Origin of the sequence: Sphingobacterium yanglingense (assembly GCF_004363245.1) — a bacterium.
Classification (GTDB): domain Bacteria; phylum Bacteroidota; class Bacteroidia; order Sphingobacteriales; family Sphingobacteriaceae; genus Sphingobacterium; species Sphingobacterium yanglingense.
Map to the genome: position 1 here is coordinate 343,664 of NZ_SNYV01000016.1, position 20,138 is coordinate 363,801.

Annotated in this window: 15 protein-coding genes; 4 read left to right on the forward strand and 11 right to left on the reverse strand. The window is 40.5% G+C overall.

Annotation, left to right across the window (positions count from 1 at the left end; genetic code table 11):
- The first annotated feature begins 12 nt into the window (after positions 1-12).
- A complete protein-coding gene (locus CLV99_RS17780; RefSeq protein WP_133585852.1) occupies positions 13-618 on the forward strand; it encodes a hypothetical protein in 606 nt (201 codons plus the stop codon).
- Between the two features lie 68 nt (positions 619-686).
- On the opposite strand, the gene CLV99_RS17785 is transcribed toward CLV99_RS17780, so the two are convergent.
- The 5 genes from CLV99_RS17785 to CLV99_RS17805 all read right to left on the reverse strand — a co-directional run bounded on the left by CLV99_RS17785 (position 687) and on the right by CLV99_RS17805 (position 9,076).
- The gene (locus CLV99_RS17785; RefSeq protein ID WP_133585853.1) at positions 687-1,106 is read right to left on the reverse strand and encodes an SRPBCC family protein; all 420 of its coding nucleotides are present in this window, start codon (positions 1,104-1,106) and stop codon (positions 687-689) included.
- Between the two features lie 97 nt (positions 1,107-1,203).
- Complete coding sequence (locus CLV99_RS17790; protein ID WP_133585854.1) at positions 1,204-3,423, reverse strand: HEAT repeat domain-containing protein; 2,220 nt, start codon at positions 3,421-3,423, stop codon at positions 1,204-1,206.
- Positions 3,424-3,557: 134 nt separating this feature from the next.
- Positions 3,558-5,114 carry a DUF6850 family outer membrane beta-barrel protein gene (locus tag CLV99_RS17795; protein ID WP_133585855.1) on the reverse strand — a complete coding sequence of 519 codons (1,557 nt, stop codon included), beginning with the start codon at positions 5,112-5,114 and terminating at the stop codon, positions 3,558-3,560.
- A gap of 2 nt (positions 5,115-5,116) precedes the next feature.
- The gene (locus CLV99_RS17800; RefSeq protein ID WP_133585856.1) at positions 5,117-6,319 is read right to left on the reverse strand and encodes a DUF4876 domain-containing protein; all 1,203 of its coding nucleotides are present in this window, start codon (positions 6,317-6,319) and stop codon (positions 5,117-5,119) included.
- 12 nt (positions 6,320-6,331) lie between these two features.
- Positions 6,332-9,076 carry a TonB-dependent receptor gene (locus CLV99_RS17805; RefSeq protein WP_133585857.1) on the reverse strand — a complete coding sequence of 915 codons (2,745 nt, stop codon included), beginning with the start codon at positions 9,074-9,076 and terminating at the stop codon, positions 6,332-6,334.
- A 200-nt stretch (positions 9,077-9,276) separates the two neighbouring features.
- On the opposite strand from CLV99_RS17805, the gene uvrA reads away from it, so the two are divergent.
- From uvrA to CLV99_RS17820, 3 genes are all read left to right on the forward strand, one after another.
- On the forward strand, positions 9,277-12,081 hold the full coding sequence (gene uvrA, locus CLV99_RS17810; protein WP_133585858.1) for an excinuclease ABC subunit UvrA: 2,805 nt from the start codon (positions 9,277-9,279) through the stop codon (positions 12,079-12,081).
- Positions 12,082-12,171: 90 nt separating this feature from the next.
- The gene (pafA, locus tag CLV99_RS17815) at positions 12,172-13,812 is read left to right on the forward strand and encodes an alkaline phosphatase PafA (RefSeq protein WP_133585859.1); all 1,641 of its coding nucleotides are present in this window, start codon (positions 12,172-12,174) and stop codon (positions 13,810-13,812) included.
- 47 nt (positions 13,813-13,859) lie between these two features.
- The gene (locus CLV99_RS17820; protein ID WP_021071043.1) at positions 13,860-14,294 is read left to right on the forward strand and encodes an RrF2 family transcriptional regulator; all 435 of its coding nucleotides are present in this window, start codon (positions 13,860-13,862) and stop codon (positions 14,292-14,294) included.
- A 65-nt stretch (positions 14,295-14,359) separates the two neighbouring features.
- Here CLV99_RS17820 and CLV99_RS17825 read toward each other — a convergent pair whose 3' ends face one another.
- The 6 genes from CLV99_RS17825 to CLV99_RS17850 all read right to left on the reverse strand — a co-directional run bounded on the left by CLV99_RS17825 (position 14,360) and on the right by CLV99_RS17850 (position 19,967).
- Positions 14,360-15,913 (reverse strand): Rne/Rng family ribonuclease, encoded by a 1,554-nt coding sequence (locus CLV99_RS17825; RefSeq protein ID WP_133585860.1) that lies wholly within the window; start codon positions 15,911-15,913, stop codon positions 14,360-14,362.
- Positions 15,914-16,266: 353 nt separating this feature from the next.
- A complete protein-coding gene (locus tag CLV99_RS17830) occupies positions 16,267-17,106 on the reverse strand; it encodes a tetratricopeptide repeat protein (protein ID WP_133585861.1) in 840 nt (279 codons plus the stop codon).
- A 14-nt stretch (positions 17,107-17,120) separates the two neighbouring features.
- Positions 17,121-17,414, reverse strand: a complete 294-nt coding sequence (locus CLV99_RS17835; protein ID WP_021071040.1) for an HU family DNA-binding protein — start codon at positions 17,412-17,414, stop codon at positions 17,121-17,123.
- 207 nt (positions 17,415-17,621) lie between these two features.
- On the reverse strand, positions 17,622-18,683 hold the full coding sequence (locus CLV99_RS17840) for an aminotransferase class I/II-fold pyridoxal phosphate-dependent enzyme (RefSeq protein WP_133585862.1): 1,062 nt from the start codon (positions 18,681-18,683) through the stop codon (positions 17,622-17,624).
- Positions 18,684-18,730: 47 nt separating this feature from the next.
- A complete protein-coding gene (locus CLV99_RS17845; RefSeq protein WP_133585863.1) occupies positions 18,731-19,198 on the reverse strand; it encodes a hypothetical protein in 468 nt (155 codons plus the stop codon).
- An 85-nt stretch (positions 19,199-19,283) separates the two neighbouring features.
- The gene (locus tag CLV99_RS17850) at positions 19,284-19,967 is read right to left on the reverse strand and encodes an SMUG2 DNA glycosylase family protein (protein ID WP_133585864.1); all 684 of its coding nucleotides are present in this window, start codon (positions 19,965-19,967) and stop codon (positions 19,284-19,286) included.
- Between the last annotated feature and the right edge of the window lie 171 nt (positions 19,968-20,138).

The following is a 20,138-nucleotide window of genomic DNA, read 5'->3' on the forward strand; positions in this document are numbered from 1 at the left end:
ATTAATTATAGAATGAACAAATTGATAATCGTTGCACTACTACTCTGGGCGGGTATAGGCAACATCCATGCACAGGACAAGAAAATTTTAGCTTCGGAAATTCAGATTAAAATTGCAGTACAGGCTGCTCCTGCCGAATTTAGGGATGGAGCAAAGGTATATGGATATGACCAAGAAGGAAACTTCGTCACCCTTCGTGAGGGGAGCAATTGCTACATCTGTTTGGCTCCAGACTACAAAATGTCGGTGTATTACGCCTATTGTTACCCAGAGAGCTTAGAACCTCTAATGGCTCGGGGACGCGAACTGATAGCGCAGGGTAAACGTAAAGAAAGGGATAAAATCCGTGAACAGGAATTTAAAGAGGGTAAACTGTCCATACCTCAGACTCCGTCTACGCTATATGGCTATTGGGGAGCCGCTAAGGATGTGAATTTAGAAACGGGAGAGATTAAAGATGCTAAAAGAAGATATGTGATCTATGTTCCTTTCGCTAAAGCAGCTGACCTCGGTCTTTCCAATCAACACAATAACTTGGGAATGCCTTGGCTAATGGATGAGGGCACCTACAAAGCCCATATTATGATTACCCCTCCGCTTGAGGCGCATCAGCATTAATAAAATCATCAAAAAGCACGCGCGCCGCACCTGGTATAGGTACGGCGCGCGTGCTTTTTATTCTGAAATCAAACCGTATAAACGGATTCGACGTATTTCTTAAAATTATTCAATATCGCTTGCCAACCATCCCGTTGCATATCCACCGGATTTTCAAGCTCGGGTTCGAAACGTACAAGTACGTCTGTATAGTTTTTATGCGATTCGAAATTCACCTCCGCCTTACGACCATCTGCCATAGTATAGGCAATTTTCTTAAAGGGTATTAATTCGGTATAGACACCTTCAAAGTCAAATCCAAAACTCCCATCCTTCGCTTCCATTCTGTTTATAAACTTTCCGCCTATGCGCAGATCGTTGATTGAACTTGTACAATGCCAATCATCCGAGGCATGATTCCACTGCATAATGTCCTCTACTGAATTATAGGCATTCCATACGGTCTCGACACGAATAGCAATCCGGCTTGTTATCTCTATAAGGTTCATATGTGAAAAATTTGACTTTTTTTAATGGTCATTAACTATTATTTCCTCATTGTACTTAACAGATCTGCCGCAATTTTGTTCTCATCGATACAAACTATTAGATCTTGTGCGTCGCTTCCCGAATTCGGTTTTTCGTCTTCAATGCTTCATCCTTTACCGCTTGTGGAGCATCAGAAAGCAGTACTTCATCACAACCTTTGATGATATTAGCCCTTTGATAAGACAAAGTAAACCAGCCCAATGCCTCCAACGCTGCTACACGAATGCTTTCGGGTGTTTTTTCATCCTTTATCAATGTGATTACCTGAGGTACTGCCGCATGGTGCCGGTATAAACGCAACGTTGTAACCTCTCCCAGTTTTTCTTTCTCAGAAAGCGATTCATTTTGGAGAGATTTTATCAAATCATCGCGTTTTTTTCCATAGTAATCCAAGTCTTTATCCAGTTTATCTGCCAGAGCAGCTCCATTATGAACCGCTTTGTTCTCCCGGATTAGGGTATTCACTTCTTGTTTCGCTAATACTGGGTCCATAAACTGCAATGCCCATCTCACTCTATAAGCAACCCGCTCAGAATGCGGATCTGAAACATAGAATTGGATCAGATCTTTAACAAATTCATTTGATCCAAAATCCGTTAGATCATATATTGCCCGACGACGGATATACTCATAAGGATCATTTTTTGCAGCGTGTAAGACTTCAATATATTCCTTATTCTCAAATTGACGTAACAGCTGGAATGCCTCCATACGTGTGGTCTCGAACGGAGAACTGAAATAAATATCTCTTAATAGTGGTGCACTTTCCTTCTCCGGCATTAAGGCTACCAATTTGACTAAAGCTAAGCTCTGTACATCAGCATCATTTTCCTTCAATGCATTCTTCCAATACGTGACATCTTTATTGAGCATCACCGCCTCGTTGAGCGCATAGCTATCTTTAGCATCAAAGTGGAAGGTGGGATCTCCAAGTACATGCGTCTCTAGATAAGCAATATGCTTAAGCCAGTTGCCAACACGATACCCCTTATTCAACAAGCCCATCATTTCTGCAGGCCATAAATCTTGTAAGACACCAACAGAATTCGCAACAGCTGCTACGTTTTCATTATTAGAGAAAGGATAATATCCAGCAATATAATTATCTAAATGAAAAGAACCTGTCAAACAAGAATTCAAATAGACAAGCTTTGCTTGAATACCCGCGTTGCGGACATCCTCAATCTGCACATCCAGATTTGCGTTGAAAATAGAATCCTCTTCTGCTACTTTGGCATCAAATATATTCTCAAACCATTTATCTGATACCCCCAAAGAGGTCTTAAATCCTTCTTTTGTTTTCTCTACGTCTCTTCCATCGTCTTTGGCATCACGCATTTTGGACCGTAGATAACGGGCCACATTCTCCATCGAAGGCTGTGGATTGGACACAAGCGGATAGCCGTTAATCAACTGCAATGTAGGTGTACCATGCCCAGTCATATAGGCAAAATCCACCCCATCCCTTTTCAGTTCAGACAATAGATTAAATTTCATGAAATCAGCATTTCTAAAATTGAGAAACTTGATAGACCCTCCTGGTCTAAAAAGATGTGGCAATTGTGATTTCAGCGCTAGGGCTTCGCCTGAGACGGCATTGACCGAATTCGAATTATAGCCATGTCCATAAGAAACCAACATATCATTCAATGGATAACTTTTTGAACGTAACGTGATCAGTTTATTCAAGTAGGCTTTAATCTTAGGAACCATCTGCTCACCAGCCGCTACCGGAGGTTTGATACGAGCCGAATAGATATCCATATCGATGTATTGTTTTGAATCTGGTCGTAAACTATAATAGAAGTAGTGTTCCTTACCTTTTGCGGTATCCTGTTTCAAGAAATCGAACTTAAGGTCAAAATCGTCATAATACCTATCGGAAGGCACTGAAGATTTGTCCCATCGTATTTTTTGATTCATTTTAAATGCTGAAGTCAAGAACTGGGCGTCACGAATCATAGGCACCGGAATATGACCAACCAACACAACTCCTTCTAAGGGGGCACCTTTATCCTGATGTAGTTTTTGCAATATCTGACGAATCTTCTCTGGCGACTGCCAATCATCATAGATGATATAAGTCCCCAGTCCATCTTTTTCCACAACCTGCTTATAGGCACGAATTTCGGAACCTACCGCTTGGTAAGTCGCTTTATCAACGACAATTGCGAAAGAAGTTTTTGATTTAACATTCGGCTTCTCTATCTCCTGCGCATTAGCCATCAAGCTTCCTGACAACAATAGCGCTCCTACAACCCTTTTTATATTATACATATCGAATTCAAACCTACATAAATTCGCCTTTACAGGCAATATAATTGTGCCGTAATATACAAGCGAATTTTGTAGCTCTCCTCATCCATTTAGATTCTTCTATAGAGGAAATTTAAAAAAATAAACAATGACACCTAAAATGTCAACAATCCTACTGCAACCTGCCAATTCAAACGGTATTGTGACTTGGTAAAGTATTCATTACTCACTGTCGGTTTGATATAGTTTTCCGACAGTTTTACATACAATTGTGTATTATTTTTAGATGGTTTAAACGTATACTGTACACTCGCCCCAACATTGAAATAGTCCGCAACCAAAAAAGCATTCGTAGGGTACAGGATATCCTTAGCTACGAAATTTGTGGAATAGCTCTTTTCATCATACCTAAATTCGGAATCGATATGATGACTATATCCTGGGCTCAACTCTACAGCAAAAACAGAAGCGTCACGAAATTGGAAATACTTCTTGAATCTCAGGTCATAGCCCATACGATCAACAGTTTGCTGGCTCTGGTTGGTGGCATACTTATTATCCCAGCCTGCATACTGTACATTCAGTCCTAAATCCCAATTTATTGCTTCTCCTTTCCACTTGGTGAACGCATACGAAAGGTTACTATTGGTCACTAGGTTTGTGTTAAACACCGCTGAAAACAACGTAACGAACTGTCTCGTATCAACATCTTGATACTGGTGGTACTCTGTATTATCGACGTTTTTCTGGTTCCAGGAGAACCCAAGCCTGTGCATAGAAAGATCATGGTTATACACCGCTTCAACATTTGCCCCATATTCCCAATATTCATGCTTACCTGCTTCTTGAGGATTGGTGTTCCCATCTTTAGCGCGCTCGGCATTATGATTCACAAGACCTTCTCCAAAGAAGCGAAAGGATTCACCTTTAAAAACATATTGTAAAGCTCCACCAAACTTATTCCCATTATATCTTCTCGAAATCTCGCTAGTACCGATAAAAGTTGGGCTACTCCCTACATATTCACCAACCCCGATAAGTTTATACATATTATGTACGGTAGTCTTATTCACATTAGACACACTTAAATCTTCAACAAAGTATTCGTAACGTCCATTAAGCGCTATCGCATTTTGTTCATTCAGAAAATAGGTTACCGCAGGGGTCAAAGCCAGATTATTACTGGTACTCAACGGCCTAGGATCACGTTGTCGAGCTCCGGTAGACACTTTATAATCAAACCCCAGTCCAAAGGCAATCCGTTCGTTCAGGATCGGAGAAGCAATCTTCGTTTCGAGCGCATAATTCTGCTTATTCCAATCTCCACCCAGCGAGTCAACAACGATATAAGGATTCAACCGTAAGGGGTCCAACTGTGTGGTATTACTTACTTTTTTATCCTTACCAAAGTCCAATCCAAACCGACCATATAGTTTCCAATTTTTTAGCTCCTGAAAACGCTCCGTTTCGAAACCACCAAAATGACTTTCCGAAGCCAGCAAAGGGTGTTTAAAGTCACCACTTTTCTGATTATAGAATACACTGGTATTTCCTAAATTCCGAAAATCATTGGTATTCAATAACGAAGCATTCGTACTTTTCAGACCAACTTCCTGTATTTTAAATTTCTCCAATTCAAAAGCTGTAGTCTGTGCACGCACCGCTCCAACACTACCCGCTATCAGAATACTTATTATTAATTTCTTGCTCATTGTTAATTCCATTTACGAGGTGAGGGGGTTAGATTAACTTCAAAATCTGCAGATGAGTTATTCGTATCGACAAAGATAGTACGTCCATTGATTACCGTTTTGACTTTGCGTCGTACTGATCGACCTTTTAGAGGCACCTCAGCAGTAGTCATACTTGCATCTACAGATACAGGCAAACGTTTATTACTTAACAATATCGCAGTATTCGCTGTCGCGTCCACACCGTCGATAATATCACTAACAGGGATACCTATGTATTGTGTTGTTCCAGCAGTTTTAGCATCTGGTTCAAATCGGATAGGCAGTTTATCGAAGTCCTTGGTATTGAAAATCACCATACCCGCACCATTGATACCTATATTCCAATCAAATCCAGCTGTACTACCTGCAAACGCATGTACCATGTTAGGAACCTCTGGATAATCTATATCTCGGCCTGTAGGATAATTCCAAAAAACTTCAAAATCGGCATCCCCTAGATCAACAGGAGAGTTTTTATTGCCATTCGGATCGGATTTATGATTAAATCCACTAATAGCAATTACCAAAGATTTTCCCGGTTCAAGAAATCTCGGCTGACCTGTTGAAGGAACCATAAAGACCTGATTCAAGTACACCTCCTCAGGATAGGGTGTTAAAAAGTTATAAGGTGCAGATGCAGATGTATTATTAGTGGCTCCAGAACGTGTAGAACCGATATACAGGCTGTCTATTCGAATAGGTTCGTTCGAATTATTATAAATCTCTGTAAAGCCATCATAAAGATAGGAGGTAACCGCACTATAGTAAAATTCTCTAATGACCAGTCCTCCTGCTCTACTACTTTTCAGTTTAAGGGAGACTGTTTTCTCCTCATTCACGATAACGGGCGAAAGATTTCCATTGACAAACATCTCTACCTCGCTCCCTAACAATTCGGAGGTCTCCTCTGGGCTGTAAGCTTTCGATGCAGTCACGGTATAGGTTCCAGGAATCACCGTGTTAACCACCTGCCCCTGATCGTCGGTCTTTGTTTTAATCAATTCGCCTGTAATATTGTTACGTAGCGTGACCTCTACATCCTTGGGTACACTCCCTTTAATAAATGCATCAGGAAACTCTAACTGCAATGTAAGCTGCACAGCGGTAACTGGTTCGAAATCCTTTCGACAGCTGCCCAACGTGAATACGACAGCAGATAGGACAAATAAATATATATACTTCATGATCCGCAAAACTTAAAATTTGATACTCAATTCGCTACCAAAGAACACAGGGATGTTCCGTTTTTCCAATTGATCTGGATAGCGTTTACTGCGTTGATAAGGTCTGTTATTCGTAATATTATTCACGTAGAATGAAAAACCATAGTTCTTTCCAAACTCTTTGGTCACCTTCGTATTAAATAACCACAATGGCTTCCAAGATTCGGTTCTATAATAAGACTCTGCAACAGGCAAGAATAAACCCGAAGTTTCAGAAATAGCAGCAATTTCCTGTTCAGACAACATGCGCGTCTCTCCAGCACCGCCTTCAACAATATCCATCACGGCATAAGGTCTAGACGTATAATTCAAATTCTTGTCCTTATCTGTCCAGATTGTCTGAGCCGTCAAGGTGATGAGGAGACGGATTTCAGGTATTTGATGGATAGCCCGCAAAGTCGTCAAGAACCGTGTATATTCCTTTCCTCTCCCTTCATATACCCCCAGTTTGTTGTAGGGTTGGTTAGGGACACGCCGCGCGTATACAAACGGATTATTATCAAACGATTTGGTATAAGCGTATGCGCCATTCAAGGTAAATGAAGTACGTAGTGGCTTTACTTTTCCGAAGTCAAAATCAAACTCTATCCCTCTATTCACGATATTGACATTATTACGTGGCACATTATAGTCTGTTACATACAGAGAGTCTTTGACCACATCACTCAGCTCTGGTCGTTGTCCAGGTTGCTGAGATTCTACAGTATAGATTGGGACATTGGTAAAATTATAATATTGATACATATCCAATCCATTGGCAATGCGCTCATCATAAGCTGTAATGGAGAATTTTTTATAGTCTACACCAACCTCTATTTTCTTGGACTTAGCCATCTCCAGTTTCTGGTTTTGTGCATCAAATACCCGTGTGGTTACCAAAGCAAGCCTTTCTGCCGGATCTTGTTTATAATGACTCAAACTGAATACATCCAGATACACAGGATCGGGATACATATATATCAGTGATGGCGCCTTAGCACTCCAACCGTACCCACCATGGATAGAAAAATCTTTAAATAGTTCATAGGACGCATTGATACGAGGAGAAAAAGCACTCTTGGCATCATCTCTGAAAGGCTGTATCCAATCGTAACGTAAACCGGCAACAATATCTAATGGTTTTCCAAATACATCCACTGCCAATTTATCTTCTGCATAAAAGGCAATTTGATTCAGCGCGGGAATATCCTCAAATCGACGGGGTCTGAATCCTAATCCCGAACTATTCTTAGGAGGCATATCTCCTCCGAAATATTTGCCCTGACCAAAATTCTTGTCCAGAGTATAGGTTCCCCCTACGGTGATCGCGTGACGTGCTGCGCCTGTAGAGAAATAAAAATTATCGGACAATCGTGCCTGTAGGTTCAAGGGCTTCCCTTTAATATAAATCTGTTGCAAGTAACTGGATGGTAAGAAGTCGACTTCATAAGTACCATCGACCAAAGCATTCGAAACAGCGAACAGCGAACCATTATTCATCATCTGCTGGAAACCATTTTGAACGCCTAATTGAGCTGATAATACGTAATTTATATTCCGCGCAAAACGTTTATCCAGATTCCATCGTCCATTAGTTGAAAAACGAATATCATAGTTCTCCGACTGATTAATAACCTGATTGATTGCTTGATCGGTATCTATCTTACTATCATCGTAATATCCTCCAAAATTCAAAGTTGTATTAGTATATAGATTACGATTCGCTCCAAAAGTATTGGTATACTGCAAAGAGGTGTTAAAACGTTTATACGATTCGCTGGTCTGTATCTGATTATTAGCCGCATAGGTATAATCTAAATCAACAAACAATGCTCCTTGATCCTTACCTACAGCAAAACCTTGTCCAACCCAGCCTTGTTTTAATGTTGGGTTCAATCGGAATTTGGCCTGTAAGGGCTGTACTGCTGCCTTTGTCTTCACATCTATCACGCCCGATGTCAAATCACCATATTCGACAGAAGGAATACCACGAATGACCTCTATAGACTCCACATTGTCTGCTGTCAACTGCCGCAAATCGGTTCCTCTTCCCGAAGCATTATCAAAACTCGACAATACGCCACTCTGTGCGGTATTTACAGCTTGCATATCCGCATTATTTGACAACTGTGCACCATTAACGATAATAGATGTACCAAGGGATGCTACGCCCCGTGATTTGCTATCATGCAGTGTACCCGTAGCGTTACTTCCTCCTTGACGGATCAGAGGTGTGTTAATATGAGAAAATGAGGGGTTATAAATTGCCTGTCCAGGTAGTAGCTGTAAGACCTCCGCAATACTTGTCGCCTGTAGATGCTCAATAGCTTGTCTAGAGATAAAAGTAGAAGTCGCTCCCTTTACCTTTGAACGTTGTCCAATTACCTGAACATCGTCAATAGCAATAGCGTTTTCTTCCAGTTCAATTTTTATCTCTTGACCCGGAGTGGCTTTTACCTGCTGTACTTTCATTCCTGCATATTGTACTATTAACGTATAACTTCCTTGAGGTACTTTCGAAAAAACAAATTTCCCGTCTTTACCACTAGACAAAGTCAAACCCAACTCGACTAGGGTGACGGTAGCTCCTACAAGAGGTTTACCCTCAGAAACAACCAATCCGTTTATATCTACTAAAGATTGCTGCTGAAAAAAATATGCTGTACTAGTTGAGGCTAGCAGATGGCCCGTTAATAATGTGGTGCTCCATAGTGCAACCGAGAGAAATACTTTCTTCATAATGTGTGGAAAATCATGCAAATATACATTATTTAGAATTAAACTAAATTATATCGTAAAGAAAATTGCAATTTTATTCAACAAAAAACACCAAACAGGCACAAATACGCTTAATAGCTAAAAGTATCTCTCCATTTCTGAAATAAAAATAGCGAGAGCGCCTACCCGCAACTTCTCAGAAATGCTTAACTTTGTAAGTTATGCAAAATAAGAAGGAGCAAAATCCAAAATCTCATATCCAAATCAAGGGAGCGCGTGTCAATAACCTGAAAAACATTGATGTTGATATCCCGAAGAACAAATTGGTGGTCATCACGGGCATGTCGGGTTCAGGCAAGTCGTCTTTGGCTTTTGATACCTTGTATGCCGAAGGTCAACGTCGTTATGTAGAAAGTCTATCGTCGTATGCACGCCAGTTTATGGGACGAATGCACAAACCCGAAGTAGATTATATTAAGGGGATAGCTCCTGCTATTGCAATCGAACAGAAAGTAATCACGAGCAATCCGAGATCTACCGTCGGGACATCAACCGAGATCTATGACTATCTCAAACTTCTTTTTGCACGAATAGGAAAAACCTATTCTCCGATTTCTGGCGAGGTGGTTTCCAAGAACTCCGTATCCGCTATCGTAGATCGGATCCTAACCTACCCAATAGATTCTACAGTCACGATTTTCAGTCCCTTGCATCCTACCAACGGGCGAAAGTTGAAAGAAGAACTTTCTTTATTACTTCAAAAAGGTTTTGTCCGTATATTCTTCAACGGGGCTATCGAAAAGATCGAGTCCGTAATTGAAGATAAATCCGTCTCCAACAAAACATTTAAGGCCGGCGATATTGAAATCGTTATCGACCGTATACGCCTTGATGGCGAAGAAGACACGACCACACGTCTAGCAGACTCCATACAGACGGCTTATTTTGAAGGTAAAGGAGAATGTACAGTAGAGGTTGAAGGACAACGCTTTCATTTTTCGGACAAATTTGAATTAGACGGAATCACCTTTGAAGAACCTACACCTAACTTTTTCAGTTTTAACAATCCATTCGGTGCCTGCCGCCGTTGTGAAGGGTACGGTAAAGTCATCGGCATAGACCCCGATCTAGTGGTACCAGACAAAAGCAAGTCTGTTTATGACGGTGCTCTGGCCCCTTGGCGCGGTGAGAAAATGGGTACTTGGTTAGAAGCCTTAGTGAAAACGGCTATTAAATTTGACTTCCCTATCCATAGGTCATATGGAGATCTTACAAAAGAACAACAAGAGCTTCTGTGGACCGGAAATAAATATTTTAGAGGTTTGAATGATTTCTTCCAAGAACTGGAAGAGCAGACCTACAAAATCCAATACCGCGTCATGCTATCCCGCTACCGAGGCAAAACAGACTGCCCAGAGTGTAAAGGGAGTAGACTACGCAAAGACGCGACATATGTAAAGATTGCCGGTAAATCTATTGTAGACCTTGTACTACTTCCTATAGACCAAGCATTGGCATTTTTCAACGGCCTGACGCTATCTGCAAATGAAGCGACAATTGCCAAACGTTTACTTTGGGAGATTATAAACCGTATACAGTTCTTATGTGATGTGGGCCTGAGCTACCTGACGCTCAACCGGCTCAGCAACACACTATCCGGTGGAGAGTCTCAACGTATTAACTTAGCAACTTCATTAGGTAGTTCTCTCGTCGGCTCTATCTATGTGCTTGATGAGCCAAGTATCGGTCTTCACCCTAAAGATACACAACGGCTTATCAGTGTCTTGAAAACGCTACGGGATATCGGTAACACGGTTATTGTCGTAGAGCATGAACAAGAAATGATGGAGGCCGCAGATTACTTAATAGATATTGGCCCAGAGGCCGGAATCAATGGTGGCGAATTGGTCTTTGCGGGGACCTATGAGCAAATACTTAAAGACAAAAAATCATTAACGGGTCAATTCCTCAGCGGTGAAAAAGAAATTGCTATCCCTAAACAAAGACGTAAATGGTCTGATGTAATTAGCATAAAGGGTGCTAGAGAAAATAATCTACGGGGAGTTCATGTTGATTTTCCGCTTCATGTATTTACAGTAGTCACAGGAGTATCAGGTTCTGGAAAAACATCTTTAGTAAAGCGAATTCTATATCCTGCACTGCAAAAGTCGTTAGGCAATTACGCTGGAGAACAAACCGGACAATTTGATGGTATCGAAGGAGATATCCATCAGATAGAACAGGTCGAAATGGTGGATCAAAACCCAATCGGTCGCTCCTCGCGTTCAAATCCGGTAACTTATGTAAAGGCCTGGGACGAAATACGAGCCTTATACGCAAACCTTCCCGCAGCCAAAGCTGGAGGTCTAAAGCCGGCGGCCTTCTCCTTTAACGTAGAAGGGGGACGCTGTGATATCTGTCAGGGGGATGGAGAGGTAAAGATCGAGATGCAGTTTATGGCTGACATTGTACTTCCTTGTGAAGCCTGTGGGGGGAAACGGTTTAAGCAACATGTACTAGACGTACAGTACCAGGAAAAGTCTGTATCGGATATTCTTGATTTAAGTGTTGATGAGGCGCTACTGTTTTTTACAGACCAACCTAAGGTCTTAGCAAAGTTGCAACCTTTACAGGATGTGGGATTAGGCTATATCAAATTAGGTCAATCTTCTAGTACATTATCCGGTGGAGAGGCTCAACGTATAAAACTCGCTTCTTTCCTAATCAAGGGCAATAATAGTAAAAAGACCCTGTTCATTTTTGATGAACCTACCACGGGGCTCCATTTTAATGATATACAGAAACTCTTAACCTCATTCGACGCCCTAATAGCATTAGGCAACAGCATATTAGTCATCGAACATAACATGGATATGATTAAATCTGCTGATTGGGTGATAGACATCGGTCCTGAAGGCGGAGAAAAAGGAGGTAATGTTGTTTTTACGGGAACACCTGAGAATTTGGCGAAGTGTAAAGAAAGTTTTACTGGACAATTTCTCATTAATCACCTTAAAAAAGCTTAATTTGTAGTTCAACAGAACCTTTAAACAGATAAATCTATCAGGAATATCTGTCCTCCTGATAGATTTATTGTCCTTAAAACAATTATTCCAATGAAAAAACATTTCATTTTCTTTCTCGCGCTAGCTCTAGCGTTTGTCAAAGATGTAAACGCACAAGTGGAAAGACCTAAATTGGTAGTCGGCCTCATGGTAGATCAAATGCGATGGGACTATTTGTATCGTTTCGCAGACCGCTATGGCAACGACGGCTTCAAAAGAATTTTAAAGGAAGGTTTCTCTTGCGAGAATACCTTGATTAACTACATACCTACATATACCGCAATTGGTCACAGTTCAGTCTATACAGGATCGGTACCTGCTATTCATGGTATTGCTGGCAATGATTGGATTATACAAGCTACAGGACAGTCCATGTACTGTACCCAGGATGAAAACGTACAGGGGGTCGGTACAACGGAAAAAGAAGGAAAACAGTCGCCCCGTAATCTACTAGCATCTACAATCACCGATCAACTTAAACTAGCAACAAACTTTCAGTCTAAGGTAATTGGTATCGCTATTAAGGACCGAGGAGGTATACTTCCTGCTGGGCACTTTGCTGATGCAGCCTATTGGTTTGAAGCCAAATCTGGTGATTGGATATCGAGCACGTTTTACATGAAAGACCTTCCAAAATGGGTCAACACATTTAACAAACAAAAACTACCTGAAAAATACCTTAAACAAGACTGGAATACATTATACCCTATAGAGACCTATACCAATAGTATTGCTGATGACAATATCTATGAAGGAAAATGGCCGGGAGAGAAATCGCCTACCTTCCCTAGAAAGACATCGGAACTGATGAAAGATGCAGGCTATGAACTAATAAAGACGACACCTCAGGGCAATACGTTGACACTAGACTTTGCCAAGGCCGCAATCGAGCATGAAAACATGGGTAAAAACCCGACGAACAATACGGACTTTCTTTGTGTCAGCCTATCGGCAACAGATTATGTGGGACATCGTTACTCCCTATCTGCAGTGGAGATCGAAGATACCTACCTTCGTCTAGATAAAGACATTGCTGATTTTTTAGCTTATCTCGATAAAACAGTTGGTGAGGGAAACTATACATTTTTCTTGACTGCAGATCACGCGGCTTCTTACAATCCACTGTACTATACGGATCAACGCGGAAACGGGGGATATCTATTTACGAGACAGATACAGCGTGAACTTAATACGGAATTGGCAAAAAAATTTGGTTCTGACAAACTGGTACGAAGCCTAATGAACTATCAGGTACACCTAGACTACACACTAATAGAATCTTTAGATCTGGATATCGATGATGTCAAGAAAGTAATTATCAAAAACTTAAAACACCAAGATGGTGTGGCTTATGTGGTGGATATGGAAGGTGGCGAAAACATGTTCTTGCCTGCCCCTATTCGCGAAAAAATTATCAATGGTTACAACCGCAAGAATAGTGGCGCGATACAGATCATAGCAGAGCCTCAATGGTACTCGGGTACTCCACGAGGTACAGGTACAACGCACGGTGTATGGTCGGCATATGATTCGCACATCCCTTTATTGTTTATGGGCTGGGGGATAAAACCTGGAGTAAGCAACAGATCTGTGCAGATTGTGGATATAGCTCCTACACTTGCTTCCTTGCTACACGTCATGGAACCAAACGGCAACATAGGCCACACTATTGTCGAAGTATTGGGACAATAGCTATTAAGCGTAATATTTCGTATTTTTGAGGCAACAGAATACAGACTATGATTTCAAAAAAAACTAAGTATGCGATAAAGGCCCTAATGGTATTGGGAAGGAACTATGGCAATGAGCCAATGCAAATTGTCAAGATTGCTGAGGAGGAGCGTATCCCAAAAAAGTTTTTGGAACAGATCCTGTTGGAAATGCGAAATGCAGGGATTCTATATTCAAAGAAAGGGGCTGGAGGTGGCTATAGCTTAAATAAGGCACCTGAGGATATTTATCTTTCACAAGTAATGCGGCTTATTGACGGTCCTATTGCACTCTTACCCTGCGTCAGCCTTAACTTCTACCGCTCTTGTGAAGAATGTACTGAAGAGCATGCCTGCGGTATCCGCGATACGTTTATCGATGTACGTAATGCAATGCTTCAAATATTGAATGACACAAGTATTGCTTCTTTAATAAACAAAGAAAAAGAGCTGAGCCTAGACTAAGATCAACATAAAAGCAGCAATAAAAGAAAAGCTCCTCATGTACATGAGGAGCTTTTTTAATCTCTTTATAACTTTATTTCTTCATCCTTCGAGTTGAAGAAGTGAAATTCTGTTAAGTAATAGGACTGGACCGGTTTTACCTTTATCCATTTTCCATACTTGAAAAACCACTTGATTCGCTTAGAGATCAAACCAGACTTAATGTAGGCGTCTATATAAGGGTGCACACATAAGGAAACTCCCTTTTCGTTTTGCTCTTCGAGTATGAAACTCAAGTTGTTTTCAATATCATCAAGTAATACGATACTTGACCTAATTTCTCCCGTACCATCACAAGCAGGACATTTTTCATTAGTCACAACACTCATTTCCGGACGCACGCGCTGTCGCGTGATTTGTACCAAGCCGAATTTACTCGGAGGAAGTATAGTATGTCGAGCTCTATCTTCTCCCATACATTCCTTAAGATAGGTATACAGCTCTTTTCGATTCTGAGGCTTATGCATGTCTATAAAGTCTATAACGACGATACCACCCATATCCCGCAAGCGCAATTGTCGAGCAATTTCTCTCGCGGCCTCTTTATTTACTAAAAGTGCATTATCTTCTTGATTTTCTTTGCTTGCAATACGGTTACCGCTATTAACATCTACAACGTGTAATGCCTCGGTATGTTCTATCACCAAGTAAGCACCACCTTGCAGATTAACCGTCTTGCCAAAAGCTGCCTTAATCTGCTTTTCAACACCAAAGTGATCAAAAATTGGTTCTTTATGCTTATAAAGCTTTACAATTTTTTCTAACTCCGGTGAGATCTCCTGTACATAGGATTTTGTCTCCTCGTATATGACAGGGTCATTAACATATATATGAGTGAACTCATCCGTCAACAAATCCCGCAGAATGGTAGATGCTCTATCCATTTCGCCAAGGACTTTTTGCGGAGGTTCAGCTTTTTTAAGGCGCTTGGTAAAAAGCTCCCATTTCGAAATCAAATCCAGAAGGTCTTTTTGAAGCTCTTCAACTCCTTTTCCTTCAGACACTGTGCGTATGATTACTCCGAAGTTTGCAGGTTTTATACTTTCTACAATCTTCTTTAGTCTCGTACGCTCAGCACCACCTTTGATTTTCTTGGAAATAGAAACAGAACTTGAAAAGGGCACAAGTACAACAAAACGTCCTGCGATGGATAAATCCGAGCTCAGCCGTGGCCCTTTTGTTGATATTGGCTCTTTTGCTATCTGTACAGGCAACAATACATTCCGGCTTAATACTTCCGAAATTTTGCCTGCTTTATCGATATCCTTTTCAAGCTTTAGACTATTAAGCAGATTCTCTTGATAACTGCCATTCTTTACTACTCGCGTAAGCTTAAGTAAGGATTGTACCTGTGGACCTAAATCTAAGTAATGCAAAAAAGCGTCCTTATCGTAGCCTACATCTACGAACGCAGCATTCAATCCAGGCATAATCTTCTTGATTCGGCCGAGATAAATATCTCCTACCGCAAAATGATTGTCTACCTGTTCCTTATTTAGTTCTACAAGTTGCTTGTCCTGTAGTAAAGCAATAGTCACCCCATTCTCAGGGGTCGAATCGATAATTAATTCCTTTACCAACAGCTACTAAATTTGGGGACAATAGTACCTCGCGTACTATCTTATATCATCCCAATGAAACATAAATTTGTTTAAGAAAACTCCATCAAAAGATGGTCGTTTAACATTCACAAAAAACAAATGTTCTCCAATGAAAAATACAATCTATGATCAAACAGCTAAGTTTATCATAGATTGTATAGCGTCTCTGAAGACTAATCTCCTTAGACCATCGACAAGAACTATTTTTTCTTGTGTCTATTTTTTCTTAAACGTTTTTTACGTTTGTGAGTAGCCATTTTGTGTCTTTTTCTTTTTTTTCCGCTTGGCATAGCTTAATGTTTTTAAATAATGTTAATGAATTTTGTTAATTATTATTTACTCAATGCTTCTATCTGACGATCAATATATTGAGATAAGGCCGGGTCTGCCGCTATTTCTTTGCTTTTTTGATAAGCCGCAATAGCTTCATTCTTAAGACCGATTTTTTCGTAGCTTGTAGCTAAATAAAAGTAAGATTCTGCATCTGGTTTTACTTCGACAACAGTTTTGAATCGCTCTATTGCTTTATCAAACTGCTGTGAACGTATAGAGAACAAACCTAATGTCTTATTCGCTTCTACATTTTTTGGTTCTGCCGTGACAACCTCTCTAAGTAACGCAATACCCGCCATAGGATTATTCGATCCAGTAACAAGTGCTGCTCCTAGTCCAGTTTTCGCCGGCAAACTATTAGCATCTAATTCAACTGCTTTTTCATAAGCAGCAATAGCAAACTGATTTAATGCAGTAGCCATTACTGTATCCTGTTGATTGGTGTAACCCGCACGAAAAGCATCACCGGCTTTCAACCAGTATTCAAACTTAGGAGATAGTTGTGCTAGCTCCTGATAAATGAATCCTTGAGGAATCGGCTTAGCCACATCGTCCCATTTGGTCACTAATTGTTCTAGCAACGCAATTTTTTGTTCACCTTCAGCTTTCTCTACCTGGGCTTCGATTGCCGAAATATCTTGGGATAGGGAAGAATTAATACTTTGTTTTGCAATTTCAGAAACACTCTTCAACGTGTACATCGATGATGAAGATTCTTCTGTCGTCGCCTCAGTGGCGCCTTTATTCTTATCTACCAAACCTTTAATAGGCTGAGCCAATAGTCCTCCCATTAGTACAACGACTAATGCAATAACGATAATCTGTTTGGTATTAAGCATAGGGCTAATTTAAATTAATTTTTTACTTTATTACCATTTTTTACTTTTTCAACAAAAACTTTTGCTGGTTTGAAGCTTGGCACATAGTGCTCAGGGATAATAATTGCTGTGTTTTTGGAAATATTACGTGCTGTTTTCTCAGCTCTCTTTTTAACAACAAAACTTCCAAATCCTCTAACGTATACATTCTCTCCTTCAATCATCGCATTTTTAACAACCTTGAAAAACGCTTCAACCGTTTCTTGTACATCAACCTTCTCTAAGCCTGTCTTGTTAGAGATCTCTGCAATAATTTCTGCTTTAGTCATATCTATTATTCTGTAATTATATTATTCCACCATAAACCCACATTTGGGGTTGCAAAATTATCTTTTTTAAATGAGCTTTGAAAATATTTTGAATCATTTCTCCAACATATTTTTTTCATTTTCAAACGATTACCCCCGAGTGAGACACAACCTGCACTTCAAATCGGATGCAAATCTACCATTATTTTGCTGATTTTCAAATATTTATTACTTTTTTGACAAATACGCCTCAGCCAAAAAAATCAGGTCTTCCTCTATGTGTAACGCTGAAATCACTACCCTATTTAGCAAGGGACTATCAGGCAATGGATAAGGAAAACTGGAAATAAGAACCTGCCGATGCAAGAAATGACGGTACAAATGAGCATCACTTGATGTAAAAACAGGGAAAGAAGGAATGTAAGAGAGCTTATCATCACCTTCTATCAACTGACTAAAATACACAATATTATGGTGCAATTGGCTGAAAGCACGCTGATAAAACTCCATTCCATTAATAAGCGTATACACTGCAGCCGGGGAGGGAGGTGACGCCCCTCTAAACATTGGGTGTTTCTTTACCTGTTCGATTGCCCCCTTCTCCCCCATCACAATTCCTGCATCTGTTCCCATTCCTTTTGCCAACGAAGCGACTATTAAAACCTCAACATTGGGCTTTCCCTGAACAAACTCAAGATCAACAGAAATAGCATCCCTCCTAGCTATTCCAATCCCATGTGAATCATCCAGAATAAAAAATAGCCTTTTACTAGGATCGCACAATTCAACAAATGGCTTAAAATCGTAATAACTAGGCTTTAGATTATCTAAAGTATTAGACACGATCAAAAACTCTGTCTGCTGAGAGGAGTTAATATACGTAATGGCTGTATCACGCCACTCATCAAAGGAGCGTCGGTCTGAAGGCACGCCATCAAGCCACAAAGCAGGATGGGCATCTGGCGCATACAATACCTCTCGCCCCACGGATAAGGTGCGTACAGCCACCTGTGCCGCCAAATAACCGCTAGAGAGTAAGCCAGCTGCACCAAAACCAAATCGCTCAGCCAAAAGTTGCTCAGCATCATCGTATATACCTAACTGGACATTATTGGATCGGGAAGTCCCGTTGTTCAACCCGTAGATATCTATCCCTTTTTTATACAATTCGATATATCCCGGATTATCGAGCAATCCCAAATAAGCGGTACCTCCAAAAAAACGATATTGCTCCCCATCTTTGACGATTATCCTGCCAGTGGGCTGGTGCAACTGCTGAAATGCTGTCATATCGACTAAATTAAATATTTTTCCGTAAATCTATCTGCTATCAAAGATCAATACAGGTGATAATTCAAAGGCAAACTTAAGCCCACAGAAAAACTAAACCCTTTAACTGTTCCAAGATCTTCTTTGGCCTTCAGATCAAAACCATAGCCGACACCAAATTCCATTAGATTAAACAGACCAACACCAACCTTAGGGGTAATGGTATAAGGAGTTATCTCTCCTTTCACAAATGGCCAGGCTCCCTTGGCACCTAGATAATAGGTTAGCCCAAGCTCGGGCACAACGTGGGTCTTTCTATTCTTCCATGACAAATTTGTACCTCCATCAATCCGCAGGTAATTTGCATAACCTAAATCCGTAAGTCCCCAAAAGGAAGCTTTCAGGAAATTAGCTTTTTGATATTGATAGCCTAAGGACGGTCCCCAGATCCACTTGTTGTGAGTCGGCTTATCCTGCGCTCTTATGGCACTGACTGACACCGAAAGCAATACCAATAAACCTAAGATGTACTTCATTCTTCTGTTGTATTTAAATGATCAATTATATTAAGTGGCACCGAAGCCTGATTCATTTTCTCATCTTTCGCCCCATAGAGCAGGGTTAGAAAGCGTTTAAGTATTTCATTATATAGTATTCTTTATCTTTCGATTTATATTGCTGTATATATCTTGGATGTTCTAAAACCACAATCTCTCCAAAGAGCTGTATCTCTTTATTTAGTGCCTGAATATACTTTGCATTCTTCTTTCCTAAAACAAAAACCTTGGCTGTATTTAACCCCATTCCCACATGCTTTTTTAAGGATGATAACATAAAATCTTTTACTTCTTCAAATAATCGTGGTGCATCGTAATAATTCGCATTAACCCATACTCCTGCCTTTGCCTGCCGCACAATAGCCAAGGGAAAGGGGGAATTAATATAAAACCTATTATAAAAATCTGCTGCTCCCCCATAAGCCTCTATCATATCATACATAAAAACCGAAGAGATTTCATGTGTACGAGCAGATTCCATTGAAATACCACAGGCACTGGACAACCTCTTGGTATCCGTAAATGGCACTCCTGTAACCCCCGCCCCATGCCTACTAGGATTAATACCAATAATAAAATCTCGCGGCTGGGTATCGCTATAGTATTTTTTATAAAACTGTTGCATCACCAACATGGTCTCAGGATTATCTAGAAAAGGATTCACGACCTGGAATCCATCCGGAAGATTACCATCATAATAAAGCGCGCGATTAAACGCAATTATCTTATCTGCAAAACATTCTTCCATAATTCTTTCTTTGTCGCATGCTTTCTTTCTGCCTCTACCTTCTTCTTTACATGGAAATCTGATACCGTTCTTTTGTGCGCAAGGTCAAAAAATGACAGAAGCAAGTTACGGAAATTATTAGAATCGCAAGAGGCAGTAAACTGAACATTTACCTGTTTCTATATCAACTGA

Bases quoted from the DNA above. Each gene is read 5' to 3' on its own strand.
- CLV99_RS17845 (WP_133585863.1), bottom strand. From the start codon at position 19,198: ATGAAGTACATCTTAGGTTTATTGGTATTGCTTTCGGTGTCAGTCAGT.
- CLV99_RS17790 (WP_133585854.1), bottom strand. From the start codon at position 3,423: ATGTATAATATAAAAAGGGTTGTAGGAGCGCTATTGTTGTCAGGAAGC.
- CLV99_RS17830 (WP_133585861.1), bottom strand. From the start codon at position 17,106: ATGCTTAATACCAAACAGATTATCGTTATTGCATTAGTCGTTGTACTA.
- CLV99_RS17820 (WP_021071043.1), top strand. From the start codon at position 13,860: ATGATTTCAAAAAAAACTAAGTATGCGATAAAGGCCCTAATGGTATTG.
- CLV99_RS17780 (WP_133585852.1), top strand. From the start codon at position 13: ATGAACAAATTGATAATCGTTGCACTACTACTCTGGGCGGGTATAGGC.
- CLV99_RS17835 (WP_021071040.1), bottom strand. From the start codon at position 17,414: ATGACTAAAGCAGAAATTATTGCAGAGATCTCTAACAAGACAGGCTTA.
- CLV99_RS17805 (WP_133585857.1), bottom strand. From the start codon at position 9,076: ATGAAGAAAGTATTTCTCTCGGTTGCACTATGGAGCACCACATTATTA.
- CLV99_RS17785 (WP_133585853.1), bottom strand. From the start codon at position 1,106: ATGAACCTTATAGAGATAACAAGCCGGATTGCTATTCGTGTCGAGACC.
- CLV99_RS17850 (WP_133585864.1), bottom strand. From the start codon at position 19,967: ATGGAAGAATGTTTTGCAGATAAGATAATTGCGTTTAATCGCGCGCTT.
- CLV99_RS17840 (WP_133585862.1), bottom strand. From the start codon at position 18,683: ATGACAGCATTTCAGCAGTTGCACCAGCCCACTGGCAGGATAATCGTC.
- pafA (WP_133585859.1), top strand. From the start codon at position 12,172: ATGAAAAAACATTTCATTTTCTTTCTCGCGCTAGCTCTAGCGTTTGTC.
- uvrA (WP_133585858.1), top strand. From the start codon at position 9,277: ATGCAAAATAAGAAGGAGCAAAATCCAAAATCTCATATCCAAATCAAG.
- CLV99_RS17795 (WP_133585855.1), bottom strand. From the start codon at position 5,114: ATGAGCAAGAAATTAATAATAAGTATTCTGATAGCGGGTAGTGTTGGA.
- CLV99_RS17800 (WP_133585856.1), bottom strand. From the start codon at position 6,319: ATGAAGTATATATATTTATTTGTCCTATCTGCTGTCGTATTCACGTTG.